Origin of the sequence: Mesorhizobium sp. C395A (genome assembly GCF_030323205.1) — a bacterium.
In the GTDB taxonomy this organism is placed as follows: domain Bacteria; phylum Pseudomonadota; class Alphaproteobacteria; order Rhizobiales; family Rhizobiaceae; genus Mesorhizobium.
On record NZ_CP100473.1, the window covers coordinates 4172333 to 4192186 of the forward strand.

Here is a 19854-nt window from a genome sequence, read left to right on the forward strand (position 1 = left end):
ATTCTTCCATGACGCCTTACATCCGGCTCGCCGAGCTCGGCCTAACGCTGCCCGAGCCGCCGACGCCGATCGCCAATTTCGTCACCCATGCGGAAAGCGGCCGGCTGATCTTTCTTTCGGGTCAAGGGCCGCTGCGCGCCGACGGCACGCTGTGCACCGGCAAGGTCGGCGAGGACGTCACCGTCGAGCAGGCCTATGAGCATGCCCGCCTCACCGGCCTCAACCTGCTCGCCGTCATGCACGCCGCCGCCGGCGATCTCGGCCGCATCGTGCGCGTCGTCAAATTGCTCGGCTTCGTCAATGCGACGCCGACCTTCAGCGACCACCCGAAAGTGGTCAATGGCTGCTCGGACCTGTTCGCCAGCGTCTTCGACAAGATCGGCGGCCATGCCCGCTCGGCGATCGGGGTCGGCTCGCTGCCTGGAAACATCACCGTCGAAATCGAAGCGGTCGTCGAGATCGCCGCCTGACCGTCAAGGGATTGCTGAACATGAAAACCTATTCCGACACCGGCTCCAACACCACGATCCGTGAACGGCTGGGACTGCGGCCGATCATCAACGTCTCCGGCACGATGACGACGCTCGGCGCCTCGATCATCGTTCCCGAGGCGATCAGCGCCATGGCCGAGATCGCCTCGCAATGGGTGGAGATGGACGATCTGCAGCGCGCCGCAAGCGTGATCACCGCCCGCCTCACCGGCGGCGAGGCCGGCTTCATCACCGCCTGCTGCGCCTCAGGCATCACAATGGCGATCGCCGGGGCGATGACCGGCACCAATTTGCTGGCGATCGAACGGCTGCCCGACGATACCGAAGGGCTGAAGTCCGAAGTCGTCATCCAGCTCGGCCATATCGTCAATTACGGCGCACCGATCGACCAGTCGATCCGCGTCGCCGGCGCCAAGGTCATTCCGGCCGGCACGGTCAGCGTCACGCAGGATTATCATGTGCGCGAGGCTATCAACGAGCGCACGGCGGCGGCGCTCTACGTCGTGGCGCACCACACCGTGCAATACGGCATGCTTTCCCTCGAGGAATTCTGCGATATCTGCCACGCCAGGGGCGTGCCGGTGATCGTCGATGCGGCTTCCGAATATGACCTGCGCAGCTTCCTGGCGCGCGGCGCCGACATCGTCGTCTACAGCGGCCACAAATTCCTTTCGGGGCCGACCAGCGGCATCGTCGCCGGCCGCAAGGATCTCGTCCGCGCCGCCTATCTGCAAAACCGTGGCGTCGCCCGCGCCATGAAGGTCGGCAAGGAAAGCATCGCCGGCACGATGGCGGCGCTCGAAGCCTGGGAAAAGCGCGACCATGCCGGCATCCGCCGACGCGAGGAAGCGGCGCTCCATCTGTGGAGGGATTCGCTGCAGGGAATACCCGGCATCGTCGCAAACATCATTCCCGACCCGACCGCCAATCCGCTCGACCGGCTGCAGATCTTCGTCTCCCCCGAAAGCCGCTTCAGTGCCGCCGGCCTCGCCTCGGCATTGGCGGCCGGATCGCCGCCCATCATCGTGCGCAACCACGAAGTCGAGCGTGGCCATTTCTTCCTCGACCCGTGCAACCTGCACCCAGGCGAGGCCGAGATCGTCGCCGAACGCCTCCGCGCCGTGCTCACCGCGGCCGACAGGCCGGCGGATGCGATGAGACAGCCGCGAAAGGATTCATCCGGCGCCCTGCGCTGGCCGGACTAGGCTGCGGCGGCCGCCATCCTTGCGGGCCAGCCCGAATTCCGCTAAGGCGCGCCTTTACCGCCGGGAGCATGCGCTTGACCGACCACCGCGCCGACGTCGCCATCATCATGGGCAGCCAGTCCGACTGGGCGACGATGCGCCACGCCGCCGAAACGCTGGAGGCGCTGGGCATTCCGCACAAGCGGCTGATCGTCTCCGCCCACCGCACCCCGGACCGCCTCTATGATTTCGCCAAAGGCGCCAAGGCGGCCGGCTACAAGGTGATCATCGCCGGCGCCGGCGGCGCCGCCCACCTGCCCGGCATGACGGCGGCGATGACGCCGCTGCCGGTGTTCGGCGTGCCGGTCGAATCGAAGGCGCTGTCCGGCCAGGATTCGCTGCTCTCCATCGTCCAGATGCCGGCCGGCATTCCGGTCGGCACGCTTGCCATCGGCAAGGCGGGTGCGGCCAACGCCGCCCTTCTGGCGGCCGCCGTGCTGGCGCTGCACGACGAAAAACTTGCCGCCCGCCTGGATGCCTGGCGCACCGCCCAAACCGCCAGGGTCGCCACCGAACCGACGGACGCGCCGTGAGCCTGCCCGCGGGATCGAGCATCGGCATCATCGGCGGCGGCCAGCTCGGCCGCATGCTGGCTGTTGCCGCAGCGCGCCTCGGCTACCGCACAATTATCCTCGAACCGCAGGCCGATTGCCCGGCGGCTCAGGTCGCCAACCGCCAGATCACCGCCGCCTATGACGATGCGGACGCCCTTGCCGAACTGGCGGCAGTCAGCGCCGTCGTCACCTACGAATTCGAGAATGTGCCGGTAGCGGCTGCCGGCGCGCTCGCCGCCAAGGTCCCGGTCTATCCGCCGCCCAGGGCGCTGGAAGTCGCCCAGGACCGGGTGGCGGAGAAGCTATTCCTGAACGGCATCGGCATCAGGACAGCGGATTTCCGCTCCGTCGACAATGACGACGAGCTGACGGCGGCGCTGAGAGAGTTCGGTGGCAGCGGCATCTTGAAAACCCGCCGCATGGGCTATGACGGCAAGGGCCAGCGCGTCTTCCGCAACATGGAGACGGGCGGCTTTGCCGGCACATGCGAGACCATGGGCAATGTGCCGCTGATCCTCGAATCCTTCGTCGCTTTCGAGCGCGAAATCTCGGTCATCGCCGCGCGCGGGTTGGACGGCGCGGTCGCCGCCTACGATCCGGCTGAGAACGTCCACCGCGACGGCATCCTGCATACCTCGACCCTGCCGGCCCAGATCAGGCTGGAGACGGCGGCGACGGCACAGGGGTCGGCAGCGAAAATCCTGGCGGCCCTCGACTATGTCGGCGTCATCGGCGTCGAGTTCTTCGTTCTTGCCGATGGCACGCTGCTGGCCAACGAAATGGCGCCGCGCGTGCACAATTCCGGCCACTGGACGGAAGCCGCCTGCATCCTTTCGCAATTCGAGCAGCATATCCGCGCGATTGCCGGCCTGCCGCTGGGCAACCCTGGCCGGCATTCAAACTGCATCATGGAAAACCTGATCGGCGACGATGTGCTGCGCGTACCCGCTTTGCTCGCCGAGCCCGATCTGATGCTGCATCTCTACGGCAAGGCGGAAGCGCGCCCAGGCCGCAAGATGGGCCATTTCACGCGCATCAGCCGCCGTAGCTAAGCCATTCCGGCACTTTGCGCGAGGGCGTGGCTCGAGCCCTATTGCAGCTCGTCGTTCAGATCCCCGTCTTCGTCGGGGCTGGCGCAACTCGCATCGCCTTCCCTACAATTGGCGCCCGCGGTGAGCTGTTTGATGCGCTGGTCCGTCAGTTCGGTCAGGCATTGTGAAACCTCCATCGGATGGATGGAGCCGCCCTCGCTGTCTGTCGTCGCATAGGCGCATTCGGCGTCGCGGAAGGCGATCCAGGCGCGTTGCGCGACCTGCAGCAGCTTCCTGCCCTTGTCGTCGTTGCGACCGACGAGATCCTTGTAGGCCTGGTTGAGCTTGGCATCGGCCGCCTGATAGTCCTCGCCGGCGCAGATGTTCATCATCTGCTGGCTGTCGTCGTTGCGGTCGCATTCCTGCGCCTGCGCGGTGGATGCCGCTGCCACAACGGCAAGGCAGGCGGACACAAACAACAGGCGCATGGAGGTCTCCAAATCGGCTTGCGGGTGCCGCACCATTCCAGCCCGTCTTCGGCTGCGCAATGGCGTGGAGCCGAGATGGCGGATATTTGATGGCCAAAGCCATTCTCGGCCTCTATCCAGCACGCTTGCGGTTGACACGGGCAAGGCTCCTCGTTTATGAGCCACCGCAAGTTCAAGGCGCGCTTTTCAGGCGCGCCTTAATAATTCGGCCCGGATAGGGCCCAGACTGACGGGCAAGACCATGAAGATCAAGAATTCGCTCAAGGCGCTGAAGGCGCGTCACCGCGACAACCAGCTGGTTCGCCGCAAGGGCCGCGTCTACATCATCAACAAGACCGCTCCACGCTACAAGGCGCGCCAGGGCTGAGTGTTCGGCCGGAGGCTCGTTGTCTCCGTCCATACGATGGTAATTGCCTGGTTCCAGGCACTTTCACGCTAATTTCAGTTTGACGATCCGCCGTCCGGGGTTAGATTCCGGTGATGCGGATTCTTTTTGCATTTTTGGCGACCCTGTTTCTTTTCGGCGTCGCTCCGGCGTCGGCGGACGATCCGCCGGCAAAGCCGCCGGTTGCCCTGACCAGGGAAGCCAGGCTCGACCAACTGTTTGCCGAGCTGAAGCGCGAGCGCAACGAAAAGGCGGCCGAGCGCATCGCCGGGCGCATCTGGGGCGAATGGTTCCAGTCCGGCAGCGCCTCGATCGACCTGATGATGCAATGGTCGCAAAAGGCGATGGACGACCAGAAGTTCGACGTCGCCCTCGACTTCCTCGACCAGGTCGTCATCCTGCAGCCAAAATATGCCGAAGGCTGGAACCGGCGCGCCACCGTGCACTACATGATGAAGAATTTCGGGAAATCGATGTCCGACATCGACCAGACGCTGCAGCTGGAACCGCGCCATTTCGGCGCGCTTTCCGGCCTGGCCCAGATCATGGCCGCCACCGGCCACAAGCAATCGGCGCTCGAAGCCTGGCAGAAGGTGCTTACCATCTATCCGATGATGCGCAGCGCCCAGGACCAGGTCGCGGCAATTTCGGAAGAGCTTGCCGGCGAAGGAATTTGATTAGGCAGTAGGAATTAGGGATTAGCGAGTAGTCAGTAGAGAAGATTGGTCGAGACGCCACCTCCCTACTCCCTACTCCCTACTCCCTACTCCCTACTCCCTACTCCCTACTCCCTACTCCCTACTCCCTACTCCCTACTCCCTACTCCCTACTCCCTACTCACTACTCCCTACTCACTACTCACTACTCCCTACTCACTACTCCCTGCTCCCTAGAACTTATCCCTCTCCACCGCCGTATCTCCGCGCATGAACCTCATCTACGCCGCCTGTGCCTTCCTCCTCGCGCTCGTCTTTGCCCTGGCCGGTGTCACCCGCGCCGGCGCGTGGCTGATCGAGTGGCGCAACCCGCCGGCCGGCGAATTTGCCGACATCGACGGCACCCGCATCCACTATGTCCACGTGCCGGCTCCGCAAAATGCAGAGCTGCCGGCCATCGTCTTCATCCACGGCGCCAGCGCCAACCTCAGGGATCAGATGCTGCCGATCAGGCCTTTGCTCGAAGGCCGCGCGGAGATGGTCTTCCTCGACCGGCCGGGCTTTGGCTGGTCGGCACGCGGCCCCGGCAATGAGAGCCCGTCGGCGCAGGCCGACACCATCGCCAGGCTGATGGACCGTCTCGGCATCCACAATGCGATCATGGTCGGCCATTCCTTTGGCGGCGTGATCACCGCCGCCTTTGGCCGCGAACACCCGGAGAAGACGCTCGGGCTGGTCTTTCTGTCGCCGGTCAGCCACCCCTGGCCGGGCGGCGCGACCGCCTGGTACTACAAGCTGACCGCCACCCCCATCATCGGCTGGCTGTTCTCGGAGACATTGACCTATCCGGCAGGCACGCTGCAGATGGACAGCGCCACGGCCTGCGTGTTTTCTCCCAACAAGGTGCCGGAAGGCTATGTCGGCAATGCCTCGATTCCGCTGGTGCTGCGTCCCGGCGCTTTCCGCGCCAACGCCATCGATGTCGCCGGCCTCTACGACTATACGCTGAAGGCCGCGCCGCATTACCGCGACATCACAGCGCCGACGATTGTCATCTCGGGCGACCGCGACAAGGTGGTCTATGCCTCGATCCATTCGGTCGGCCTGGTCAGGGACATCCCCGGCGCCGAACTGATCTGGGTCCACAATCTCGGCCACAAGCCGGATTGGATCGCCTCCGACCTCGTCGTCGGCGCGATCAAGAAAGTCGCCGGCAAGGTCGTCGACCTGCAGGCAATGGCAAAAACCGTGGAAGCACGCATCGCCGGCGACGCCTACAATGAGGGGCGATGCCCCGACATCACCGTGCCCGACGCGGAACTGGCCCCGACCTGATCGCAATGTATGTCCTGAAACACGGCATCAAAGAAACCCGGAGAAGCGATGGGCGTTGCCGGACCGCATCTTCTTCGGCTATGGCGCGTGCGCCATTCTTGCTGGCGCCTTTCTCGAGCATGCTCCTCTGGAAGGATTTTACGGCGAACGGATCATTCCCGGCGAGGGCTTTTCCGGGAACCATATTTACGCGACCAACGGCGTGATCGCCTTCGACTATCACGGCTATTCCAGCCGAGAGCGGCTTCTGCAGCACCACGGAAGGGGATGGGCTTCGCATAGCGCAGGCTGGCACTGCACGCTGGAAAGGGTCGATTTCGACCTGCTCGACACCGCCGACCTCAACCGGCGAAAGATGCGCGGCCCGGATCAGTATCTCTATGACCCAATCCCTCGCGCACGCCGCTTCCTTCAGCGTATCGATCACGCCGAAGGTGCGGCAAGAGCGCTGCGAACTGTGATGAGTTGAAGCCTCTGTCAACCTATGTTGCGGGTGGCCTGCACGTCCGACCCGACATAGGCGATGCGCAGCATGTTGGTCGAACCCGGCGTCCTCAGCGGCACGCCCGCCGTGATGATGACGCGGTCGCCCGGCTGACCGAACCCCTCTTCGAAAGCGATGCGGCAGGCGCGGTCGACCATGTCGTCGAGGTCGCTGGCGTCGGGCGAGACGACGCAATGCGTGCCCCATAAGAGCGACAGCCGCCGCGCCGTGTTGAGGATCGGCGACAGCGCGATGATCGGCACTTGCGGCCGCTCGCGCGCGGCGCGCAGGCCCGTGGTGCCCGACGCCGTATAGGTGATGATCGCCGACAGTTTCAGCGTCTCGGCAATCTCTCGGGCCGCGAGCGAAATGGCGTCGGCACCGGTTGCTTCCGGTTCCGAGCGCTGCGCGTTGATGATGCCGGCATAGGTCGGGTCGGTTTCGACCTTGGTGGCGATGCGGTTCATCATCGCCACCGCCTCGACCGGATAGGCGCCGGCAGCGGATTCGGCTGAAAGCATGATGGCGTCGGCGCCCTCGAACACGGCGATCGACACGTCGGAGACCTCGGCGCGGGTCGGCACCGGCGCGGTGATCATCGATTCCAGCATCTGCGTGGCGACCACCACCGGCTTGCCGGCGCGGCGCGCGGCGCGCGTGATCTGCTTCTGGATGCCGGGCACCGCTTCCAGCGGCATTTCCACACCGAGATCGCCGCGGGCGACCATCAGCGCGTCGGAGAGTTCGATGATTTCGGCCAGCCGGGCGACGGCCTGCGGCTTTTCAATCTTGGCCATGATCAGTGCCCGGCCGCGCGCGATCTTGCGGGCTTCCGCCAAATCCTCCGGCCGCTGCACGAACGACAGCGCCACCCAGTCGACGCTTTCCGCCAGCACCGCATCGAGGTCCTTGCGGTCTTTTTCGGTCAGCGCACCGACCGGCAGGTCCGTGTCGGGCAGGCTGACGCCCTTCTTGTCGGAAATGGTGGTGCCGGCGACGACCGCGCAGGTGATCGACTTGCCGTCGCTCTTCACCGCCCTGAGCTCCAGCTTGCCGTCATCGATCAACAGACGGTGGCCGGCCTCGACCGAGCTCAGGATTTCGGGATGCGGCAGGTAGACCCGGGTCGACGTGCCGGGCTCGGGATTGTTGTCGAGGGTGAAGGTCTGGCCCGGCGTCAGAACCTCCTTGCCGTTGGCGAACTTGCCGACGCGCAGCTTCGGTCCCTGCAAATCGGCCAGGATGCCGATCGGACGGCCGACCTTTTCCTCGACCGCGCGGATGCGGCCGACCAGCGTGCGCATCAGCTCGTGATCGGTGTGGCTCATATTGATGCGGAAGACATCGGCGCCGGCTTCGAACAGCTTCTGCAGCATCTCCTCGGACGAGGAGGCAGGACCGATGGTGGCGAGGATCTTGACCTTGCGGCTACGTCTCATTGACTGTTTGTTCCCGGGGCGGCTGGAGCGCCTCCCGTTGTGGACTCATCGGTCAGCTGGACCATCCAGCTTGCCTGCTCGCCCGTGTCATATTCCTGGAATCCGGCGCGCTGGAAGCCCCGGGCGACGCAATCGGTAACGCCTGCGATCTTGAACTCTTTTTCGGCCACGCACATGTTGATCGGGCCATCCCAGCGCCCGCCGCGCTCGGCGTCTTCTGCATAAAGATAGTAAAACCTCGATGACAGCGGACCTTCGATCAGCGTCTTGCAGCTCGATCCTTCGATGTGCCACCACCCCTCGGTGATCCAGCCTGCCTTGGCGCGGTAGCCGATGCCGACGCCGACCAGGTTCTGCGTGGCGTTGCAGACGCGGAAATCGGCGCGGGCAGGCGAGGCCGCGACCAGCGCGGTGAGCCCTAGCGTCAGGGTCAGGAGCGGCACGGCAAAGGCGGTGCGCGCACGCGGCCTGCCGGCGGAACCCATCCCGAAACCCCTCAATAACGTCATCTGCATCTCTCAACGCCCCTTTTCGGAAAAGTCCGGGCGCATGTCAACGCGCCGTTCTGTCCAATTCCAATCGATTTAGAAAGGCCCCCGACACGCGATACGCCGCGCGTCACAGGATTTTCGCAGAAACCGTGGCCAAACAACGGCATTGCGCAACAGTCCTCTTCGTGGGAATGACGATACCACCCTCCCCGGAAGCCAGCGAACAGACTTTCCAGCCAATGACCCGATCCACAGTTTTCGCGCCTTTCGATATCGTCGAAGGCGACCGCAAGCGAGGCATCGTGCTTGTCGCCGACCATGCCCGCCGCGACCTGCCGGAGGAGTATGGCAGTCTCGGCTTGCCGGCGGCGGAACTCGATCGCCATATCGCCTACGACATCGGTGTCGAGACGGTGACGCGCGAACTGGCCGCAGCGCTCGACGTGCCGGCGGTGATCGCCAATTTTTCGCGGCTGCTGATCGATCCCAATCGCGGCGAGGACGACCCGACGCTGATCCGCCAGCTCTATGACGGCACCGTCGTGCCGGGAAACTACCCTATGGCGCCGCAAGAACGCGAAAGGCGGCTCGACGGCTTCTACCGGCCTTATCAGGACGCGGTCGGCGCCATGATCGCGTCGGTGGCGCACGCCTCAGGCAAAGCGCCGTTCATCTTCTCCGTACACTCCTTCACCCCTGTCATGCAGGGCTTCATCCGCCCTTGGCATGTCGGCATATTGTGGGACCTCGACGACCGCGCGGCGCGGCCGCTGATCGACATGCTGGCGCAGGATAAAAACCTCGTCGTCGGCGACAATGAACCCTATGACGGCGCGTTGCGCGGCGACACCATGTTCAAGCACGCCATCGTCAACGGCTTTGCCCATGCGCTGATCGAGATCCGCCAGGACCTGATATCAGACAGCAAGGGAGCGCTGGCCTGGGCGCAACGGCTGGCGCCGATCGTTGACGCCATCGACCGCCGTCCCGATATACATCAGGTGAAGATGTTCGGCTCGCGCACCGGGCCGCTGTGAGGACCCAAGAAAATGACCGAACTCAGCGACGACCAGAAACGCGATTTCGAGGCCGCGGCCTTCCGCCGGCTGGTCGAGCATCTGCGCGAGCGCAGCGATGTGCAAAACATCGACCTGATGAACCTCGCCGGCTTCTGCCGCAACTGCCTGTCGAACTGGTATCGCGAAGCGGCCGAGGCTGAGGGCGTCGATCTCGGCAAGGATCAGTCGCGCGAAATCGTCTACGGCATGCCCTATGCGCAATGGCAGGCGCTGAACCAGACCGAGGCTTCGGACGCCAAGAAGGCGGAATTCGAGGCGAGGCGGCCGAGGGATCATTGACGATTGGCTAGGCCCTACGCGACTTCGTCATCCTAGGGTGGAGCAGTCGCGAAGCGACGTCGCGGAAACCGTAGGATGACGAAGAGAAAGGCGCTTGACGAGAAATTGAATCGATCTAATTTGCCGCGCAAAGCCATTCCTTGACCGGATTCGAACCATGGACGCGCAAGACACCATGCAGAGCGCCCTTCGCGGGCGATGGGCCGTAGCCGCGATCTTCCTCGCCAACGGCTTCCTGACCGGCAGCTGGGCGCCGCAGATTCCGGTGTTCCTGACCCGGCTCGACATCTCGAAATTCACCCTCGGTCTGCTGATCCTTCTGTTCGGCGTCGGCGCGGTCGCGGCCATGAGCTGGTGCGGCCATCTGATCTCCAGGCATGGCTCGCGCACCGTGTTGCGCTGGTTCGGCCTGTGCGGCAGCCTCGGCCTGCTGGTCGTGGCGCTGACGCCCAACGTGCCGCTGGCGTCGATCGCCATGATCATCTTCGGCGGCTCGATCGGCGGCATGGATGTCGCCATGAACGCCAATGCGGTGGTGGTCGAGCGCCGGCTCTCCCGCGCCATCATGTCGTCGTCGCACGGCTTCTGGAGCCTCGGCGGTTTCGCCGGCGGCGGTCTGGGCGGTTACGCCATCCAGACTTACGGCCACCTCGCCCATGCGGCTGTAGTCACGGTCATTGCTTTTGCCGTCATTGCCGTGGCGGTCGGCTACCTCATCGCCGAGGACAAGCCGCAGGTCGCCGAGCATCATAAATTAACGCTGCCGGCCAACCCGCTGGTCTATCTTGTCGGGCTGATGGCGCTGCTGACGATGATTTCCGAGGGCGCCGTGCTCGACTGGGCAGCGCTTTATCTCCGGCAGGAGCTCGGCGCCGACCTCGCCATCGCCGGCCTTGCCTACGCCGCCTTCTCCGGCGTCATGGCTGTCATGCGCTTTTTCGGCGACGGCGTGCGCAACCGCTTCGGCGCGGTGGCGACGCTGCGCGGCTCGGCGGTGGTCGCCGCCGCCGGCATGCTGGTCGCCGGCCTGTCGCCTTCGCCCTGGATCGCCATCGCGGCTTTTGCCCTGTGCGGCTTCGGCATCGCCAACATGGTGCCGATCATCTTCTCGGCCGGCGGCAACCAGGAAGGCATGTCGTCGGGCACCGGCATGAGCGTGGTCACCACCATGGGCTATTCCGGTATATTGGTGGCGCCGTCGGCGATCGGCTTCGTCGCCGAGCATTCGAGCTTCGGCCCGATCTTCGTCGCCATGTCGGCGCTGCTGATCGTCGTGCTGTTGATGGCCGGGCTCGCTCACCGCGCCGAATTCGCGGCCGCCCCCGCCGAATAGCGCTTGAGCTCCTCATAGAGGAAATCCGCGACGCGGCGGATGCGCACGCTGGTGCGCACGTCACGATGCATGGCAAGCCACACCGGCAGGCTGGGCAGTGGCAGGCCGGGCAGCAGTTTTTCCAGCAACGGGTCGCTGTCCGTCAGCGGCTCCTGGCCAAGACCGACGCCGTTTCCCGCCCGCAGCGCTTCCCACAGCACGATCTGGTTGTCGGCCCTGAAGCGGAAGCTGCTTCGGGTGACGGGGATGCCGGCCTGGGTAAAGCCCCGGATCATCTCGTCGCTGCGGTCGAAGCCGATCAGCGGGTGGTCGAGAAGGTCGGCGGGCTTGAGCGGGCGTCCGTGCCTGTCGAGATAGGATTTCGCCGCGCAGCAGCAGAGCTTGATATCGCAGACCTTGCGCGCCGTCAGCTCGTTCTGCGCCGGCTTGACCATGCGGATGGCGATGTCGGCATCCCTTCGCAGCAGGTTCTCGACCTGGTTCGAGGCGACGATCTCGACCTCGATGCCGGGCTCCTCGATGCCGAGCCGCGCCGTCATCTTCGGCAGCACATAGGCCGCCACCACCTCGCTGGCGGCAATGCGCACCGTGCCTTCGATCGCCTCGACCGAGCCCAATGCCAATAGTGAGAACGCGCTCGCCTGCTCGCTCACCGCCTTGCCGCGTTCGAACAGCGTGGCGCCTGCTTCCGTCAGCGCATAGCCGCGCCGCCCGCGCCGGAACAAGGTGACGCCCAACGCCTGTTCGAGCTCACCGATGTGACGCCCGAGCGTCGGTTGGCTGGCCGACAGTTTGCGCGCCGCGGCCGACAGGCTGCCGGTCTCCGCCACGGTGACGAAACTCTTGATCAGGTTCCAGTCGATGTCTTCCATTCATTTATGAATAACAAATCTGCATCCATAGTCAATTTTCATTCGCGTATGAACGCATCATATTCGCCGTGCAAACAAGACACGGAGAAGAAAAATGACCAAGATCGCAATTCTAGGCGCCAATGGCCGGCTCGGCCGCGTGGTTGGCAAGGCCTTCATCGACGCCGGTTTCGACGTCCGCGCCGTCACCCGCACCGGCAAGGTGCCGGCCGAACTCAAGGGCGCCACCGCCGTCACCGGAGATGCACTCGACCGCGAGGCGCTGATCCGCGCCACGCAGGGTGTCGACATCGTCTTCAACGGCCTCAACCCGATCTACACCGACTGGGGCAAATGCCTGCCGATGGCGGAGAACGTCATGGCCGCCTGCCATGCCAATGGCGCGCTGCAACTTTTCCCCGGCACCGTCTATAATTACGGCTCGCCGATGCCTCAGCTCGTCACGGAAGACACGCCGTTCCGCCCGACCACCGAGAAGGGCCGCATCCGCTGCGCCATGGAAGCGCTGTTTCGCCGCGAGGCCAATGCCGGCCGCGTCCGCACCATCATCCTGCGCGCCGGCGATTTCTTCGGCGGCACCGGCAGCGGATCATGGTTCGACCTCGTCGTCGCCGCCAAGATGAGCAAGGGCGTCTACACCGCGCCTGGCCCGGCCAACCTCGTGCATGAATGGGCCTATTTGCCGGACTTCGCCATCGGCTTCGTCGGCCTGGCGCGTAATCAGGGCAAGCTCGGCTTCTTTGAGGCGCTCAACTTCCCCGGCCACGCCGTCACCGACATGGACATCAAGGCCGCGGCCGAGAAGGCGCTGGGCCGTCCGCTGAAACTGACCTTCATGTCCTGGTGGGTGCTGCGCGCCGGCAGCCCGTTCGTGGCGATGTGGCGCGAGATCGTCTCGATGTCCTATCTGCGCTTCGAACCGCACCGGCTCGTGTCCGACCGGCTGGAAGGCATCATCGGCGAAGTCCCGCACACGCCGCTGGACGAGGCCGTGGCCGAGGCCTTGAAGGACATCGGCATCAGCCTCGACCGTGCAAAAGACGCCGCTTAAATGCATGTCGCCCAGAAGTGTGCGCGGTTCTGGGACAACGACATGCATCAAAACAAAGACTTTAGACAAAAATCTCTCTCGCGGTGCTGGCCCAATCGCTGGAAATCAGCAACCGGATGGTCATTATGAGGAGACTGTTTATAACGGTCCGCGAGATCACCATCACCAAGGGGAGACGATGCGTTACATACGTCCGCTTTCAATCGAAGACGCCGTTGGCCTGCTGGCCGACGCTTCCGGCACATCAGCCATTCTCGCGGGAGGCAGTGACCTCCTCGTTCGGATGAAGGGCGGGTTTGTCAATCCCGACCTGATCGTCGACATCAAGGCGATCGAGGGCTTGAGCGAGATCAGGGAGACGGCCGACGGCTTCAGCATCGGCGCCGCCGTCCCCTGCGCCGTCCTGGGCGAGAGCTCGGTTCTGAAGAAGGCCTGGCCCGGTGTCGTCGAAGCGGCGAAGCTGATCGGCTCCAAGCAGGTCCAGGGCCGCTGCACCATCGTTGGCAATCTGTGCAACGCATCGCCGGCCGCCGACAGCGTCCCGGCCTTGGTGGCCGCCGCCGCAAAGGCCGCGGTTGCCGGTCCCTCGGGCAAGCGCACCATTCCGGTCGAGGCTGTGCCGATCGGGCCTGGCAAGACCTCGCTCACCAAGGGTGAGATCGTCGAGGCGATCCTGCTCGACAAGCGCGCGCCGCGTTCGGGCGACGCCTACCTCAGATTCATTCCGCGCACCGAGATGGACATCGCGGTGGTCAGCGCCGGCGTGAAGCTGACGCTCGACGAGCATGGCGTCATAACAGCCGCCCGCGTCGCGCTGGGCGCCGCGGCCCCGACCGTGCTTCTGGTGGAAGAAGCAGCCGAGGCTCTCATCGGCAGGAAGCTGGATGAGGCGGCACTTGAGCGGCTCGCCAAGATCTGCGCTGGGGCCTGCCGCCCCATCGACGACAAGCGCGGTACCATCGAGTTCAGACGAAAAGTTGCGGGCGTGCTGGCCGGACGGGCCGCGACGACCGCCTACGCACGCGCAGGAGGCAAATGATGGCCGGTGTAGCAGTTTCAACGACAATCAACGGCGATCACGTCGAATACCTTTGCCAGCCCGACGAGACGTTGCTCGACGTCCTGCGCGATCGGCTCGGCCTGACCGGCGCCAAGGAAGGCTGCGGCACGGGCGACTGCGGCGCCTGCTCGATCATTCTCGACAATCGGCTGGTCTGCTCCTGCCTTGTGCTTGGCGCTGAAGCCGAAGGCCGGCATATCGAGACCGTCGAAGGCATGGCGCATGGCGATCAGTTGCATCCGCTGCAGCAGAAATTCCTCGAACACGCAGCCTTGCAATGCGGCATCTGCACGCCGGGCTTCCTGATCGCGGCGAAGGACCTCCTGGCCAAGAACCCCGATCCGACCGAGGAAGAAATCCGCTTCGGCCTCGCCGGAAACCTCTGCCGCTGCACCGGCTACGACAAGATCGTGCGCGCGGTGCAGGATGCGGCCAACGTGATGAAGGGAGCACACGCATGAACTTCGATCCACGCTTTTCGGGCCGCAAATTCTCATCCGTCGGCACGCGGCCTATCCGTCCCGACGGCGTCGACAAGGTGACCGGACGCGCCCGCTACGGCGCCGACTTCAACATGGCTGGACAGCTGGTCGGGCGTGTTCTGCGCAGCCCGCACGCCCACGCGAAAATCCTCAAGATCGACACCTCGAAGGCGGAAAAGCTCCCCGGCGTGAAAGCGGTGATCACCGCCGCCGACCTGCCCGATCTCACCGATGGCGATGCCGCCATGTACGACGTCCTCGACAATTGCATGGCGCGCGGCAAGGCGCTCTATGACGGCCACGCCGTGGCCGCGGTCGCCGCCGTCGATGCCCGCACGGCCAGGCAGGCGCTGAAGCTCATCGAGGTCGAGTACGAGCTGTTGCCGCATGTGACCGATGTCGACGAGGCGATGAAGCACACCGCGCCGTTGATCAACGACACGATCTTCACCGAGGGTCTCGAGGAAAAGCCGGTAAAGCCGTCCAACGTCACCAAGCGCAGCCAGTTCGGCCATGGCGATGTCCATCAGGGCTTTGGGCACGCCGATGTCATCGTCGAGCGCTCCTTCAAGACCGAACAGACGCATCAGGGCTATATCGAGCCGCACGCCTGCGTTGCGAGCGTCTCGTCCGACGGCACCGCCGACCTCTGGGTCTGCACGCAGGGCCATTTCGTCTACCGCCAGCATTGTGCGCAACTGCTCGGGCTGGAAGCCTCGAAGCTGCGCGTCACCTCCTCGGAGATCGGCGGCGGCTTCGGCGGCAAGACCCATGTCTGGGCCGAGCCGGTGGCACTCGCTCTGTCGCGCAAGGCAGGACGGCCGGTGAAGCTGGTGATGACTCGCGACGAGGTGTTCCGCGCCTCGGGCCCGACCAGCGCCACCTCGATCGACGTCAAGATCGGCGCCCGCAAGGACGGCACCATCACCGCCGCCGAAGCGACGCTGCGCTACACCAGCGGCCCCTATGCCGGCACATGGGCCGAGATCGGCGCCATGACGGCCTTCGCCTGCTACAAGCTCGATAACGTCAAGACGGTCGGCTTCGAAGTGCTGGTCAACCGGCCGAAGACCGCGGCCTATCGCGCACCCTCCGCACCGATGGCGGCGTTCGCGGTGGAAAGCGCTGTGGATGAGCTGGCCAAGGAACTCGGCATGGACCCGGTCGAGTTCCGCATCAAGAACGCCGCGCAGGAAGGCACCCGCTCTTCCTATGGCCCTGTCTACGGCCCGATCGGCATCGGCCCGACGCTGGAGGCGGCCAAGCACCATCCGCACATGAAGGCGCCGCTGGGCAAGAACCAGGGCCGCGGCATGGCTTGCGGCTTCTGGTTCAATTTCGGTGGCCAGACCTGCGTGGACCTGAACATCGGCATGGACGGCTCGGTGTCGCTGGCTGTCGGCACGGTGGACGTTGGCGGTTCGCGCGCGTCGCTGTCGCTGGTAGCGGCGGAGGAGCTCGGCATCGACTATGCCCAGCTCAAGGCGGTGGTCGCCGACACGTCCTCGCTTGGCTACAACGACATGACCGACGGCAGCCGCGGCACCTTCTCGTCCTCGATGGCGACCATCTCGGCCGCCCGCAACGCGATCAAGATCCTGCGTGAGCGCGCCGCCCAGACGTGGGACATCCCCGTCGACGACGTGGTCTGGGAAAACGGCCACGCCATCGCCAAGGGCGAGAAATACGGCAACCTTGCAGCCCTGTCGCTGAAGGAGATCGCCGCCGCTTCCGGCAAGACGGGCGGGCCGATCGCCGGCCACAGCGAGCTCGTCGCCGACGGCGCCGGCGTCTCCTTCGCCACCCATATATGCGACATCGAGGTCGACCCCGATACCGGCTCGACCAGGGTGATCCGCTACACGGTGATCCAGGATGCCGGCAAGGCGGTGCACCCCACCTATGTCGAGGGCCAGTACCAGGGCGGCGCCGCGCAAGGCATCGGCTGGGCGCTCAACGAGGAGTATATCTACGGCAAGGACGGGCGCCTCCAGAATGCCGGCTTCCTCGACTATCGCATCCCGGTCTGCTCGGACCTGCCGATGATCGACACGCAGATCCTCGAGATCCCCAACCCCAACCACCCCTATGGCGTGCGCGGCGTCGGCGAAACCTCGATCGTGCCGCCGCTGGCGGCGATCGCCAACGCGGTCTCCAACGCCGCCGGCGTACGCATGACCCACATCCCGATGTCGCCGCCAAGGGTCCTCGCCGCGATCGAGGCGGAACGGGGAGGCTAGGGCAAAAATGAGGTTCTTGCCCTAATGGTCGAAGTGACGCTCTGGGGCGCGCTGGGCCAGCTCGCCGGCGGCCAGAGCAAGGTCGAGGTCGAGGCCAAGGACATCAGGGAGCTGTTCAGGAAACTGGCTGAACAGTATCCCGGCATCGAGCCCTGGATCGAGAAGGGCATCGCGGTGGCGATCGACGGGACGATCTATCGCGATACGTGGTCGAAGGAACTGCCGCCGGGGGCGGAGATTTTTCTGCTGCCGCGGCTGGCTGGGGGGTGAAGTGGGGTGTCGCCCTACGTCCCAGAGCGGACCGGCATCCTCGGTCTGCGAACTTCAAGTGCAATGTCGGTCCTCGCCTAGATGCCAGTTTTGCTGACCGCGTCTTATCGGCGGCGGGTTGGCCAACAATCCAGAGAACCTGATCCGCTGGATTACTATCGGCAAGGGACATCAGTCCGCACACGGCTCTGAAGTGACTCGAGCGGGTCACCGTTTGACGGACAACACCGGCCCCTTTCTGGAGAGGCCGGCTATCGTTGATCCAGGATCATCAAGCTAGGTTTGGCGCTGAGACGTATCGGAAATTCGTTCGCGCACGGCATGCTCGGTCTTGTCTGCTGTGGACTTCACGATCTCGCCGAGCTGATCGGCTATCGTGTCTGCTTCCATATCTTGCCGGCCAGCTTCCTGCTTAATGGTCTCATAGGCTTCGGCGGCGACCTGCTTGGCCTCATCGAGGCCCCTATTGAGCAAAGTTTCGGCGGAATCGCGAAGCTTGTCGCCATAGGCGCCTAGTTGCTCGTCCTCCGTTGCGGTATGGGGCAGCATTGCACCTATAGCGGCGCCGATGGCGAGACCGACGGCCGCTACGGCCAAGGGTTGGTCCTCCAACAGATCTTGCGCGGAGCGGCTGGCTTTCGCCGCCATGTCCCCAGTCGTCGAGCTTGCATTGGCAGCGCTTCCCGTCAGACCCGCCGCAGCGGCTCTTGCGGTGCTCGATATGGTGTCGCCGACGCTGGTAGCGCTCGAGGAGAGCGATTCCGCGGCGTCGGAGAGCGTGCCGCCCAAACCGCCGCGCTCCCCTGCTACATCATGTCGTCCCGGCGCTGAAGGCAATGGATAGCCAGCCGAACGGTGGGCGGTGTTTGAGGCACCGCTGCCGAACATCAGCCAGGCCAGACCTGCGCCCACCATGGTGACCGGCAAAGGATTGTCTCGGACCTGCGTTCTGAGATTGCTGAGCATGGCCGCGCTCTCCCCTCCCGAGAACAGCCCGGTGAACTCATCCAGCAATTGTCCCGGCGTCATCTTGCCTCGAATGGATTCGGCGGTCTCCATCACCCGGGCGCGAGCCGCCTCGGCCTCGCGTTCAAGTTCGGCTGCGGATTTCTCTTTCATCTCACCTGTTCCTTAATCGCGCTCGCGTCGCGCTTCAGCTGTCCCTGGGTCCGGTCGGGGGTAAGTTCCGAAGGCGCCATGCTGGCCGTCCCGGTCCGCAGCAGGATGACGCCGAGGACCGCCACGACCACACCGACCAGCAGGGAAGACCACCCCGCGCCAAGCCCTGCCCGCGTCAGTGCGATAATGAGCGCCTGCAGCAACACCAAGAGCGCGGCGAGCAGGCAAATCGCGCCGCCCAGCACTTCCGCGGCACCTGCTCCGGCTTTGGTAAGCTTTTCAGAGAGCTCGGCCCGAAACAGCCTCGCCTCGGTTTGCACCAGAGTGGTGACATTCTGGGCCAAATCGGTGACTAGCCCGGCAAGGCTGGGATTGTCCTGGTTATTCATCTGTCCTGCTCCGCGATCTGCGTGGCCCCATCATCGCCGACCACGCCAAAATCTTGTGGACGATCAGCGGACCAACCCTGTGGCTGATCGGTGTGTGATTTGAGGCCTCCCGGAGCGGCCTCAGAATCGGGCCTTGCCGGCGGAGAAGCCTTGATGAACCGCCCGAGAGCCAATCCGGCCAACACCGATCCCGCAAGCAGGACACCGGGATTTTGCCGGCCGAAGGACTGCACGTCATCAAGGACTTGGCTAAAGGGCTTCTGTTTCAAGGACGATGAAAGCCGCTCAAGGCCACTGGCAGCATCCAAAGCGAACTTCGATGCGTTCCTTTCATCGTTGCTGGCAAGGTGATCGCTGGCCGCTCGCAGTGCACCACCCAACGCCGCCAAGCTCGATCCGATGTCGCGCTGCGCCTCCTCCGCCTTGTCGGAGATGACCTGCGTGGCTTCAGATGCATAGTCGCCAGCCTTACGGGTCACCTCGTCCCGCGCGTCGTGAAGCAACTCGCTGGCACGCTCATTTTCCTGGCGAAGTCTTTCGGAGACGTCGCTTTTCGCCTTGTCGAAATCGGTGGGCTGTCCGCCCTGATCCTTCTCATGCTGCATGAGGCCACCTAGTGAAAACCGAGGAAGGAGAGGACCGCGAGCACGACGACGATAAGGCCGATAAGATAGATTACACTGTTCATGTGCACGTCCTCCGTAGCTTTCCAACTTCGACGAACCTGCGATGTTCCGTAAGTGAGAGCATTTATCTCAGCCGAAACGAAGAGGTTCGTCAGGCACGCACCCAGTCACCAGTGAGTTGCCCTGTCCCTCGTGCGGAGCGCCAGTTGTTCCGTACGAACGGGTGCGCCCGACCCTGCGGGAACGAGTGCCGGCTGCCTCCTCTATTGCAATCTTTGCCTATTCGGCGACCCCGCCTCGGCGTACCGGCGACCAAGGAGAACTCTCCCTTGCCATCAATTGACGGTCCATCGCTCCAACGGCCCCGCGCTGGTTCGGCACCTTCGACGAACTAATGATGAAGGCATAGGATACGGCTTGAGGCGTAAAGCGGCCGGTCATGCATGCCTGAACTGG

At 64.3% G+C, this 19854-nt stretch carries 22 protein-coding genes and 1 pseudogene; 16 read left to right on the top strand and 7 right to left on the bottom strand.

The window, feature by feature from the left end:
• Positions 1-8: 8 nt before the first annotated feature.
• The 4 genes from NLY37_RS20420 to NLY37_RS20435 all read left to right on the top strand — a co-directional run bounded on the left by NLY37_RS20420 (position 9) and on the right by NLY37_RS20435 (position 3341).
• The gene (locus NLY37_RS20420) at positions 9-470 is read left to right on the top strand and encodes a RidA family protein (protein ID WP_023673109.1); all 462 of its coding nucleotides are present in this window, start codon (positions 9-11) and stop codon (positions 468-470) included.
• A gap of 20 nt (positions 471-490) precedes the next feature.
• Positions 491-1696: an aminotransferase class V-fold PLP-dependent enzyme gene (locus NLY37_RS20425; protein ID WP_023673110.1), complete on the top strand. Its 1206-nt coding sequence runs from the start codon at positions 491-493 to the stop codon at positions 1694-1696.
• A 74-nt stretch (positions 1697-1770) separates the two neighbouring features.
• Positions 1771-2268, top strand: coding sequence for a 5-(carboxyamino)imidazole ribonucleotide mutase (gene purE / locus NLY37_RS20430; RefSeq protein ID WP_023708578.1), 498 nt, complete (start codon positions 1771-1773; stop codon positions 2266-2268).
• Complete coding sequence (locus NLY37_RS20435) at positions 2265-3341, top strand: 5-(carboxyamino)imidazole ribonucleotide synthase (RefSeq protein ID WP_023673112.1); 1077 nt, start codon at positions 2265-2267, stop codon at positions 3339-3341. Before purE ends, NLY37_RS20435 begins: the two co-directional genes overlap by 4 nt.
• Before the next feature lie 38 nt (positions 3342-3379).
• On the opposite strand, the gene NLY37_RS20440 is transcribed toward NLY37_RS20435, so the two are convergent.
• On the bottom strand, positions 3380-3808 hold the full coding sequence (locus NLY37_RS20440) for a lysozyme inhibitor LprI family protein (protein WP_031215498.1): 429 nt from the start codon (positions 3806-3808) through the stop codon (positions 3380-3382).
• Positions 3809-4049: 241 nt separating this feature from the next.
• Here NLY37_RS20440 and ykgO point away from each other — a divergent pair, with 241 nt between their 5' ends.
• The 4 genes and pseudogenes from ykgO to NLY37_RS20460 all read left to right on the top strand — a co-directional run bounded on the left by ykgO (position 4050) and on the right by NLY37_RS20460 (position 6653).
• Complete coding sequence (ykgO, locus tag NLY37_RS20445; protein WP_006327841.1) at positions 4050-4175, top strand: type B 50S ribosomal protein L36; 126 nt, start codon at positions 4050-4052, stop codon at positions 4173-4175.
• Positions 4176-4288: 113 nt separating this feature from the next.
• Positions 4289-4870, top strand: a complete 582-nt coding sequence (locus tag NLY37_RS20450; protein WP_023684032.1) for a tetratricopeptide repeat protein — start codon at positions 4289-4291, stop codon at positions 4868-4870.
• Positions 4871-5119: 249 nt separating this feature from the next.
• Positions 5120-6184: an alpha/beta fold hydrolase gene (locus tag NLY37_RS20455; protein ID WP_023673115.1), complete on the top strand. Its 1065-nt coding sequence runs from the start codon at positions 5120-5122 to the stop codon at positions 6182-6184.
• A gap of 5 nt (positions 6185-6189) precedes the next feature.
• Positions 6190-6653: pseudogene (locus tag NLY37_RS20460) on the top strand (hypothetical protein).
• An 8-nt stretch (positions 6654-6661) separates the two neighbouring features.
• Here the strand turns inward: NLY37_RS20460 and pyk are convergent.
• On the bottom strand, positions 6662-8107 hold the full coding sequence (gene pyk / locus NLY37_RS20465; RefSeq protein ID WP_023690053.1) for a pyruvate kinase: 1446 nt from the start codon (positions 8105-8107) through the stop codon (positions 6662-6664).
• Positions 8104-8592 carry a DUF1036 domain-containing protein gene (locus NLY37_RS20470; protein ID WP_023673118.1) on the bottom strand — a complete coding sequence of 163 codons (489 nt, stop codon included), beginning with the start codon at positions 8590-8592 and terminating at the stop codon, positions 8104-8106. The genes pyk and NLY37_RS20470 overlap by 4 nt, the downstream gene beginning before the upstream one ends.
• 245 nt (positions 8593-8837) lie before the next feature.
• On the opposite strand from NLY37_RS20470, the gene NLY37_RS20475 reads away from it, so the two are divergent.
• The 3 genes from NLY37_RS20475 (at position 8838) to NLY37_RS20485 (ending at position 11289) form a co-directional block, all read left to right on the top strand.
• Complete coding sequence (locus NLY37_RS20475; protein WP_023742768.1) at positions 8838-9635, top strand: N-formylglutamate amidohydrolase; 798 nt, start codon at positions 8838-8840, stop codon at positions 9633-9635.
• Between the two features lie 12 nt (positions 9636-9647).
• Complete coding sequence (locus NLY37_RS20480; protein WP_023690051.1) at positions 9648-9956, top strand: DUF1244 domain-containing protein; 309 nt, start codon at positions 9648-9650, stop codon at positions 9954-9956.
• 157 nt (positions 9957-10113) lie between these two features.
• Positions 10114-11289, top strand: a complete 1176-nt coding sequence (locus tag NLY37_RS20485) for an MFS transporter (protein WP_023742767.1) — start codon at positions 10114-10116, stop codon at positions 11287-11289.
• Here the strand turns inward: NLY37_RS20485 and NLY37_RS20490 are convergent.
• Complete coding sequence (locus tag NLY37_RS20490; protein WP_023742766.1) at positions 11253-12161, bottom strand: LysR family transcriptional regulator; 909 nt, start codon at positions 12159-12161, stop codon at positions 11253-11255. The two genes, NLY37_RS20485 and NLY37_RS20490, sit on opposite strands and share 37 nt — an antisense overlap.
• Before the next feature lie 94 nt (positions 12162-12255).
• On the opposite strand from NLY37_RS20490, the gene NLY37_RS20495 reads away from it, so the two are divergent.
• The 5 genes from NLY37_RS20495 to NLY37_RS20515 all read left to right on the top strand — a co-directional run bounded on the left by NLY37_RS20495 (position 12256) and on the right by NLY37_RS20515 (position 17264).
• Entirely contained in the window at positions 12256-13212 is a 957-nt protein-coding gene (locus tag NLY37_RS20495; protein ID WP_023742765.1) for an SDR family oxidoreductase, read from the top strand.
• Between the two features lie 178 nt (positions 13213-13390).
• Entirely contained in the window at positions 13391-14251 is an 861-nt protein-coding gene (locus NLY37_RS20500; protein ID WP_023708567.1) for an FAD binding domain-containing protein, read from the top strand.
• Positions 14251-14733, top strand: a complete 483-nt coding sequence (locus NLY37_RS20505) for a (2Fe-2S)-binding protein (protein ID WP_023684040.1) — start codon at positions 14251-14253, stop codon at positions 14731-14733. Before NLY37_RS20500 ends, NLY37_RS20505 begins: the two co-directional genes overlap by 1 nt.
• Complete coding sequence (locus NLY37_RS20510) at positions 14730-16994, top strand: xanthine dehydrogenase family protein molybdopterin-binding subunit (RefSeq protein ID WP_023708566.1); 2265 nt, start codon at positions 14730-14732, stop codon at positions 16992-16994. Before NLY37_RS20505 ends, NLY37_RS20510 begins: the two co-directional genes overlap by 4 nt.
• Before the next feature lie 24 nt (positions 16995-17018).
• Complete coding sequence (locus NLY37_RS20515) at positions 17019-17264, top strand: MoaD/ThiS family protein (protein WP_023684042.1); 246 nt, start codon at positions 17019-17021, stop codon at positions 17262-17264.
• A gap of 276 nt (positions 17265-17540) precedes the next feature.
• On the opposite strand, the gene NLY37_RS20520 is transcribed toward NLY37_RS20515, so the two are convergent.
• Genes NLY37_RS20520 through NLY37_RS20530 form a run of 3 tightly spaced genes read right to left on the bottom strand, consistent with a single transcriptional unit; the run spans position 17541 to position 19377 of the window.
• A complete protein-coding gene (locus NLY37_RS20520) occupies positions 17541-18383 on the bottom strand; it encodes a DUF3618 domain-containing protein (RefSeq protein ID WP_023715052.1) in 843 nt (280 codons plus the stop codon).
• Positions 18380-18772, bottom strand: a complete 393-nt coding sequence (locus NLY37_RS20525; RefSeq protein ID WP_023693628.1) for a phage holin family protein — start codon at positions 18770-18772, stop codon at positions 18380-18382. The genes NLY37_RS20520 and NLY37_RS20525 overlap by 4 nt, the downstream gene beginning before the upstream one ends.
• Positions 18769-19377, bottom strand: a complete 609-nt coding sequence (locus NLY37_RS20530) for a hypothetical protein (RefSeq protein ID WP_023693627.1) — start codon at positions 19375-19377, stop codon at positions 18769-18771. The genes NLY37_RS20525 and NLY37_RS20530 overlap by 4 nt, the downstream gene beginning before the upstream one ends.
• Positions 19378-19854 lie beyond the last annotated feature (477 nt).